The following is an 8,294-nucleotide window of genomic DNA, read 5'->3' on the forward strand; positions in this document are numbered from 1 at the left end:
TTTTTTATTGTCTCATGTGTATTATTAGTGAATTAGAAAACAAAATAATTTGTTGACAAGAATAAAAGTTAACACATCAACTTTTCATCTATATATAGTGGTTTTTAATTAAAAAATAAAATTAAAACACTATATATAGTTGAAAAAAGACTCTCGTTGGGATAAGATATAAGTTGAATACATAAAGGGAGTTCGATGATAATGATTGAAGAAACAGAATTAAATGAAAAAATGAGCAATATATCAGAAGGAATTGATATGATAAATGTCATTAAAAGAGATGGTCGTACAGTTGATTTTGATGTTAAAAAAATAACAGAAGCCTTATTAAAAGCTGAGAATAAAGTAAATGGTCCAGTTGATGAATTATCGACAAAAAAAATTGAAGCGCTTGTGCAAAAAATCGTATCAGAAATTAGTGAGCGTTTTTATAAGGACGTCAAAATTTATGAGATACAAAATATTGTTGAGCATATTTTACTGGAAAATAGAGAATATGCTCTTGCACAAGAATACATTAATTATCGAACTAAACGAGATTTTGAACGAGCAGAATCGACAGATATTAATGTTACAATTGGTAAGTTGTTAAATAAAGATCAACGATTAGTAAATGAAAATGCAAATAAAGATAGTGATGTTTTTAATACTCAACGTGATTTGACAGCAGGGATTGTAGGAAAATCAATTGGCCTAAAATTATTGCCTTCTCATGTAGCGAATGCTCATCAAAAAGGTGAAATTCACTACCACGATTTAGATTATCATCCATATTCTCCAATGACGAATTGTTGTTTGATTGATTTTGAAAGGATGTTAAATAATGGTTTCAAAATAGGAAATGCTGAAGTGGAATCACCTAAGTCAATCCAAACAGCTACAGCACAAATTTCTCAAATCATTGCGAATGTCGCATCTAGTCAGTATGGTGGATGCTCGGCAGATAGAATTGACGAGTTTTTAGCGCCTTTTGCGAAAAAAAATTATGAAAAGCATTTAGAAGATGCGAAACAATGGATAGATGACGAGTCTAAGCATGATGAATATGCGAAACAAAAAACCAGCAAAGATATCTACGATTCTATGCAAAGTTTAGAATATGAAATCAATACACTATTTACTTCTAATGGTCAAACGCCTTTTACCTCGTTAGGTTTTGGTCTTGGTACAGATTGGTTTGAGCGAGAAATTCAACGTGCGATTTTCTTGAATCGTATTAAAGGACTTGGAGGGGAACATCGTACAGCGATTTTTCCAAAATTAATATTTACCATTAAAGATGGTGTAAATTTAAAACCGACAGACCCAAACTATGATATCAAAGAATTAGCATTAGAGTGTGCAACAAAAAGAATGTATCCTGATGTATTGAATTACGACAAAATTGTAGAATTGACTGGTAGTTTTAAAGTACCAATGGGTTGCCGATCATTTTTACAAGGTTGGAAAGATGAAACAGGAAAAGAAGTGAACGCTGGAAGAATGAATTTAGGTGTGGTGACACTTAATTTACCACGCATTGCTTTGGAAGCTAGTGGCGATAGAGAGAAGTTTTGGTCTTTATTAGATGAACGTTTAGCTACGGCAAAAGATGCGTTAGTTTTTCGTGTGAAGAGATGCATTGAGGCAACGCCAGCTAATGCACCGATTTTATATATGTATGGGGCGTTTGGTGATAGATTGAATAAAAATGAGTCAGTTGATGAATTATTTAAAAACAAACGTGCAACTGTGTCACTTGGTTATATTGGGTTGTATGAAGTAGCTTCATCATTTTTTGGTGGAGAATGGGAAGATAATCCTGAAGCAAAAGAATTTACTTTAGAGATTTTGAAATATTTAAAACAACATACAGATTCATGGGGTGATGAATATGGTTATCACTTTAGTGTGTATTCGACACCAAGTGAGAGTTTAACAGATCGTTTCTGTCGTTTAGACAAAGAAAAATTTGGTAAAATTGAAAATATTACAGATAAAGAATATTATACGAATAGTTTTCATTATGACGTAAGAAAAAATCCAACTCCTTTTGAAAAATTAGATTTTGAAAAAGATTATCCTAAATATTGTTCTGGAGGGTTTATTCACTATTGTGAGTACCCAGTATTACAACAAAATAGAAAAGCATTAGAAGCTGTTTGGGATTATGCATATGATAAAGTTGGTTACTTAGGGACCAATACCCCAATTGATCACTGTTATGAATGTGGTTTTGAGGGAGATTTTAATCCAACTGAACGTGGTTTTGAATGCCCACAATGCCACAATAATGACCCGAAAACATGTGATGTAGTAAAACGAACATGTGGCTACTTAGGTAATCCACAAGCAAGACCAATGGTTCATGGTCGTCACAAAGAAATATCATCACGAGTAAAACATATGAAATAAAAAAGAGTATCAAACTCTTTTTTATTTTTTTAAAGGAGTATAGAAATGAGAAATCCAAAACCAAAAGAGTGGGAATCTACTAAATATAGTAAAGGGAACATTGCTGATTATAAACCATTTATGTTTGTTGATGGTGAGGGTGTTAGATGTAGTATTTATGTCAGTGGGTGTTTATTTGCTTGTAAAGGCTGTTTTAATCGTGCGATTCAAAATTTTAACTACGGCACTCCTTATACAAAAGAATTGGAAGATAAAATTATTGAGGACTTATCTCATGATTATGTTCAAGGATTGACTTTATTAGGCGGAGAACCTTTTTTAAATACCGAAGTGTGTTTGTCGCTAGTAAAACGTGTTAGAGGTGAATTCGGTTCGTCAAAAGATATTTGGTCTTGGTCTGGTTATACATTTGAAGAGTTATTGCAAGAAACGGATGATAAACTAGAATTACTTCGTTTGATTGACGTTTTGGTAGATGGAAGATTTGAATTAGATAAGAGAGATTTAACCTTACAATTTAGAGGTAGCAGTAATCAAAGAATTATAGACGTCGTACAGTCGTTAGAAAAATCTAATGTAGTTATTTGGGAAAAATGTTTAGATAAGGAAGCTTACTTTCGATAAACTGGATGAATGCGTAATGTATTCATCCTTTTTTTACGGTTTCATCCTTAAAAAGTTAAATTTATTTGTGATAATTAGCCTATTAAAAATTAGGGGTGTTATACATGATAGTATTCATTAATTTATCTCAAAAGAACACAGAAGCAACACGACAAAAAGTAACAGAAAAACAAGAAATCATCGAAAGATTAGAACCTAAACTAGGGACAATTCCAATATTAGAGTTCATTGATGATGATACAGTCATATCGGATAGTTTGTTTGAGCAGCAATTTTACACTCAATCAGAAACATCTGTTCCTTTGTATAGCAATGAATTAGAAGATTATAGACTATTCATTGAAGGTAGTGACGCAGTTGTCATGTCATCTGATTTACTACAAGAAAACCAGATGTTTTATCAAACCTTATTTCAGAATAAAATAAGCCCCCAACGTATCGTATTTAGCGGAACAACTCCTGCGATAAAAATGGCTCTAGCTGGAGATGAAAAACCATATGCTTTGTGTTTAAAGAAAGATAGGTTACCTGAATTATTATCATTATCTGAAGAAACTCTACTAAATAGTATGCCCTCTGAATTACTAACAGATCCTTTATTTGAGGATATGCCAATGGTATTTATTTATGACATTAACGGTAATGGGTATGTCATTCATCATGAGGAAATATTTCAGGTATTATGTAACGATGAGACTATAAAGCAGGTTAATCATGAAGGAATGTTGTGCGGATTAGCGGCAGGACTATCTAATAAAGATAATTCAACAGAGGAGATAATAAAACAAGCTATTATTTGTTCGGTCGCAGCAAAAGATTGTGAAGAAACTGTATTTGATGAACAGTTTTTTGTAGATAAAATTACTGTTGTGAAACTAGCTTAAAAGAGGTGGAGAACACCTCTTTTTTTTATGAAATAAAATATCCTTGTTTAATCTTGGTTTGAATCCCAAAGTTCACGTCAAGAGACCTCGTTTTTTTCGTATGTGATTAATATTGACTGTTAAAGTATTATCATCGACATAACTTTCATCTTTCCATAATTCACGAAGAAATGTTTCGCGTTTTATCACTTTACCAGGATGTTTAAACAAAATAACGAGTAAACGACATTCATTTTTACTTAATTTAATACAGTGATGTTGTGTTCTTAAAGTATTATTTTCAGTATCTAGAGTAAGCCCATTGTGAGATGGTAATAAATTGAGGTTGTTTTTCATTGATTGTATCAAAATAAAAAATCATCAGGAGTTACAGATATCACATGATAGCCATTCTTCGTTAAAAGCTGTGTAAGTGTTTTTTTAATGCATGGTTAGGTTCAATCAACATAATCGTCATAATATCGCTCTTTTAATTAACTTTTTGATTGATATTATAAATAAATTGATAAAGCGAGACATAGGTCTTAAGGTTGGAAAATCAATCCGTCTTTTTATTTTCTAATGCCTATCTTTTTATATTTCCCATAATAATGTTATACTAGAATCAGTGAAAAATTTAAAAGAGGTGACTAGTTTGTTAGATAAAAAAGAAGAACTATTTTTAAAAGAATTAACGGACGCAAAAGGTGTACCTGGAAACGAAACACAGGTAACTGAAATCTTTAAAAAATATGCCGAACCATATGCTGATAAAGTATTATTTGATGGGTTAGGTGGAATTAACGCACGTCATATTGGTGAAAAAGAAGGACCGCGTGTCTTAATTTCTGGTCACATGGACGAAGTTGGTTTCATGGTAACTAAAATCACTGATAAAGGATTTATCGAATTTCAAACATTAGGTGGTTGGTGGGGACAAGTTATGCTTGCTCAACAAGTGACCATCACAACATCAACAGGTAAAGAAATTCATGGCGTGATTGGATCGAAACCACCACACGTATTATCGGCTGAAGCAAGAAAGCAACCATATGATATAGCTGATATGTTTATTGATATTGGTGCCACAAGTAAAGAAGAAGCAACTGAGTGGGGCATTAAACCCGGTGATATGGTAACACCTTTTATCGAATACAAACGCTTAAATGGTTCAAAATACTTATTAGCTAAAGCTTGGGACAATCGTATTGGAACTGCTGTGTCATTAAAAGTGTTAGAAAACTTAGCGAAAGAAGGACACCCAAATATTTTATTTGCAGGAAGTAACGTGCAAGAAGAAGTTGGATTACGCGGGGCAAGAACTAGCACGCATTTAGTCAATCCAGATATTGCATTTGCTCTTGATACAGGTACAGCTGGAGATACTCCAGGGATGACACCAAAAGAAGCAGATTCTGTGTTAGGTGAAGGACCACAGATTTTAATTTTTGATGCGTCAATGATTCCACACAGAAAATTACGTGATTTTGTCATTGATGTGGCAGAAGAACTGGATATTCCATTCCAATACACTGTTATCACAGGTGGAGGAACAGATGCTGGTATGCAACACTTAACACGTAATGGTGTACCATCACTTGCGATTACAGTGGCAACCCGCTACTTACATTCACATACATCTATTATTCATGAAGATGATTATTTGAATACAGTGAAATTAGTGACAGAAGTAGTAAAACGACTAGATGCTGATAAAGTGAAAGAGTTAACGTCGTACTAATCTAAACTAAACAGGTGCTTTGAAAAGAGTATCTGTTTAGTTTTTTATAAAAACAAAATTGTATCAAAAAAAGCAGCTTTTAGATAGGTTTTAGGGGTTAGTTCGGGAAATATATTAAACTATTTGTATCTTTTATTGACTCGTCGTAGGATATTATTGTATGGAAAGGAAGACGTGTAATGAAAATTACGGTACTAGGTTTTTGGGGAGGCTATCCCTATAAAGGAGAAGGCACCACATCATATCTTGTTCAATCGGAGGATTTTTCACTATTATTGGATGCGGGAAGTTCCACGTTAATTCGATTAGAAGAAAAACTTGATCCGTTAACGTTAGATGCGGTGCTTTTAACACATTATCATCATGATCATATTGCAGATTTAGGTGTGTTACAGTATTTGCGTCAGTTAAAACCTACAACGCCAGTTGAAGAATTAAATATTTATGGTCATACTGAAAACGAAGACAAGTTTAAAGAATTAACAATGCCAGGAATTTCAAAAGGTATAGCTTATCAGGAACATGATACATTAGAGATTGGACCATTTTTAATAACATTCAAACGCACGATTCATCCTGTACCATGTTTTGCTACTAGAATTGTTGAGAAGAAGACGGGGAAAGTATTTGTTTTTACAGCAGATACTGGCTATTTAGATGGGTTGTCTGATTTTTGTCAGAAGGCTGATTTATTGATTACAGATACATATTTCTTAGAAGGAAATGAAAATCATAAAGCACATCTAACAACAAAAGAAACGGGAGAACTAGCTAAAGAAGCAAACGTGTCACAAGTTGTGATTAGTCACTTGAATCAATCTCTAGCTTTAGAAGACGTTTTGTCACAGACACAATATTATGCAGAAGATATTCCAGTTCAGTTAGCAAAAATTAATTTAACTATTACATTATAAGGAGTTGTACCCATGATTTATGTATCAAATGAAGAAATAACAGACCCAAGAATTAACTTAGCGATTGAAACGTATTTAGTGCAAGAGATGCCACTAGATGAGCCAATTTTATTATTCTATATTAATGAACCATCTATTATTATCGGGCGTAATCAAAATACAATTGAAGAAATCAATGTTGATTATGTTGAAGATAATGGTATCCACGTGGTTCGTCGTTTAAGTGGTGGTGGCGCTGTTTATCACGATGAAGGAAACTTGAACTTTAGCTTTATCATGCCGGATGATGGTGAATCTTTTAGAAATTTTGGTAAGGTAACGCAACCAATTATTGATGCTTTACATGAGCTAGGTGTAGAAGGAGCAGAGTTAAAGGGAAGAAACGATTTAGTTATCGATGATAAAAAATTCTCTGGAAATGCAATGTATACTACAAATGGTCGTATGTTTGCTCATGGCACGTTGATGTTTGATAGTGATGTAAACGAAGTCGTTAATGCATTAAAGGTGAGAAAAGATAAAATTGAGTCAAAAGGAATTAAATCAATTCGATCTCGAGTGACAAATATCAAACCATTTTTATCTGATGATTATCAATATATGTCTACAAAAGATTTTAGAAAAGAAATTTTATTAAAAATATTTGATACAACAGAGATTAACGATGTGAATGAATACAAACTAACGGAAGAAGATTGGAAAAAAATCAATGCGATTTCGGATAGATTATATCGTAATTGGGATTGGAATTATGGTCGTTCGCCTGAATTTGATATCGTTCGTCGTAAAAGATTCCCGATAGGATCAATTGAAGCTAAAATGAATGTCTCTGATGGTGAGATTAAAGACATTCGTATCTTTGGTGATTTCTTTGGGTTAGGTCAAATTGCAGACGTTGAAGGCATCTTAACGGGTGTGAAATATGATAAAGAATCCATAACAAAAGCAGTAGAAGAAATAGATGTCAAAAAATATTTTGGTAATATTGAATCAACAGATTTGGTTGAATTATTATATTAACAAGTAAATACTCTATGTCAAATCGTGTTGATGGACAATAATATTGATAAAAAGTCTCAAAAATGAAATAAAATTAATTTGAGTGAGGGAAGAAATTCTCTCTCTTTTTTATTATATGTATTGAAAACCACCTGCTATGCGGGTGGTTCTAGAGTGCTTTCAGCGTGGTATTAAAAAATCCTCCTAAAATGATAAGATAAATTAAGTTTCTCGACTACAATATATCAATCATATAGGAGGTTCCTTATGAAAAAGGACAATCAAAGTTTATCACACACAACATGGAAATGTAAGTATCACATAGTTTTTGCACCTAAATACAGACGACAAATTATTTACAGAAAATATAAACAGAGTATCGGAGAAATTCTGAGATTATTATGTGAGAGAAAAGGTATTGAAATAATAGAAACCAACGCATGTAAAGATAATGTTCATATGTTAGTGAGTATTCCGCCAAAATTGAGTGTTTCAGGATTTATAGGCTACTTAAAAGGAAAAAGTAGCCTCATGATTTTCGATAGACATGCTAATTTGAAATATAGATATGGTAACAGAAAATTTTGGTGTCGAGGTTATTATGTTGATGCAATAGGGCGAAACAAGAAACAAATAGAGAAATACATAAGAAATCAAATTCAAGAAGATTATTTAGGATCTATAATTTCTACTGTTGGTAACGAAGGTTACCAGCAGTTTTTAGTACACAAAAACATGTGTTATCCGTTAGAATGAAAT

Annotated in this window: 8 protein-coding genes; 7 read left to right on the top strand and 1 reads right to left on the bottom strand. The window is 32.7% G+C overall.

Annotated elements, in window-relative coordinates; all coding sequences use genetic code 11:
* Positions 1 to 231 precede the first annotated feature (231 nt).
* From nrdD to DW196_RS09920, 3 genes are all read left to right on the top strand, one after another.
* A complete protein-coding gene (gene nrdD / locus DW196_RS09910) occupies positions 232 to 2,394 on the top strand; it encodes an anaerobic ribonucleoside-triphosphate reductase (protein ID WP_370447153.1) in 2,163 nt (720 codons plus the stop codon).
* A 45-nt stretch (positions 2,395 to 2,439) separates the two neighbouring features.
* Positions 2,440 to 3,018, top strand: coding sequence for an anaerobic ribonucleoside-triphosphate reductase activating protein (gene nrdG, locus DW196_RS09915; protein WP_118251159.1), 579 nt, complete (start codon positions 2,440 to 2,442; stop codon positions 3,016 to 3,018).
* A 104-nt stretch (positions 3,019 to 3,122) separates the two neighbouring features.
* Positions 3,123 to 3,902 carry a hypothetical protein gene (locus tag DW196_RS09920; RefSeq protein ID WP_118251160.1) on the top strand — a complete coding sequence of 260 codons (780 nt, stop codon included), beginning with the start codon at positions 3,123 to 3,125 and terminating at the stop codon, positions 3,900 to 3,902.
* A gap of 72 nt (positions 3,903 to 3,974) precedes the next feature.
* Here the strand turns inward: DW196_RS09920 and DW196_RS09925 are convergent, their stop codons facing one another.
* The gene (locus DW196_RS09925) at positions 3,975 to 4,238 is read right to left on the bottom strand and encodes a winged helix-turn-helix domain-containing protein (protein WP_118251161.1); all 264 of its coding nucleotides are present in this window, start codon (positions 4,236 to 4,238) and stop codon (positions 3,975 to 3,977) included.
* A 298-nt stretch (positions 4,239 to 4,536) separates the two neighbouring features.
* Between DW196_RS09925 and DW196_RS09930 the strand changes: the two genes are divergently transcribed.
* The 4 genes from DW196_RS09930 to tnpA all read left to right on the top strand — a co-directional run bounded on the left by DW196_RS09930 (position 4,537) and on the right by tnpA (position 8,291).
* Entirely contained in the window at positions 4,537 to 5,622 is a 1,086-nt protein-coding gene (locus DW196_RS09930; RefSeq protein ID WP_071456365.1) for a M42 family metallopeptidase, read from the top strand.
* Positions 5,623 to 5,801: 179 nt separating this feature from the next.
* Complete coding sequence (locus DW196_RS09935) at positions 5,802 to 6,536, top strand: MBL fold metallo-hydrolase (RefSeq protein WP_071456366.1); 735 nt, start codon at positions 5,802 to 5,804, stop codon at positions 6,534 to 6,536.
* A gap of 12 nt (positions 6,537 to 6,548) precedes the next feature.
* Positions 6,549 to 7,556 (top strand): lipoate--protein ligase, encoded by a 1,008-nt coding sequence (locus DW196_RS09940; RefSeq protein ID WP_118251162.1) that lies wholly within the window; start codon positions 6,549 to 6,551, stop codon positions 7,554 to 7,556.
* A gap of 246 nt (positions 7,557 to 7,802) precedes the next feature.
* On the top strand, positions 7,803 to 8,291 hold the full coding sequence (tnpA, locus tag DW196_RS09945; protein ID WP_233541954.1) for an IS200/IS605 family transposase: 489 nt from the start codon (positions 7,803 to 7,805) through the stop codon (positions 8,289 to 8,291).
* Positions 8,292 to 8,294 lie beyond the last annotated feature (3 nt).

This window comes from Vagococcus sp. AM17-17 (genome assembly GCF_003471765.1).
GTDB lineage: Bacteria > Bacillota > Bacilli > Lactobacillales > Vagococcaceae > Vagococcus > Vagococcus teuberi.

What these genes read in the sequence shown, in the direction of transcription:
- nrdD (WP_370447153.1), top strand. Translation starts at nt 232, where the DNA reads ATGAGCAATATATCAGAAGGAATTGATATGATAAATGTCATTAAAAGA.
- nrdG (WP_118251159.1), top strand. Translation starts at nt 2,440, where the DNA reads ATGAGAAATCCAAAACCAAAAGAGTGGGAATCTACTAAATATAGTAAA.
- DW196_RS09920 (WP_118251160.1), top strand. Translation starts at nt 3,123, where the DNA reads ATGATAGTATTCATTAATTTATCTCAAAAGAACACAGAAGCAACACGA.
- DW196_RS09925 (WP_118251161.1), bottom strand. Translation starts at nt 4,238, where the DNA reads ATGAAAAACAACCTCAATTTATTACCATCTCACAATGGGCTTACTCTA.
- DW196_RS09935 (WP_071456366.1), top strand. Translation starts at nt 5,802, where the DNA reads ATGAAAATTACGGTACTAGGTTTTTGGGGAGGCTATCCCTATAAAGGA.
- DW196_RS09940 (WP_118251162.1), top strand. Translation starts at nt 6,549, where the DNA reads ATGATTTATGTATCAAATGAAGAAATAACAGACCCAAGAATTAACTTA.
- tnpA (WP_233541954.1), top strand. Translation starts at nt 7,803, where the DNA reads ATGAAAAAGGACAATCAAAGTTTATCACACACAACATGGAAATGTAAG.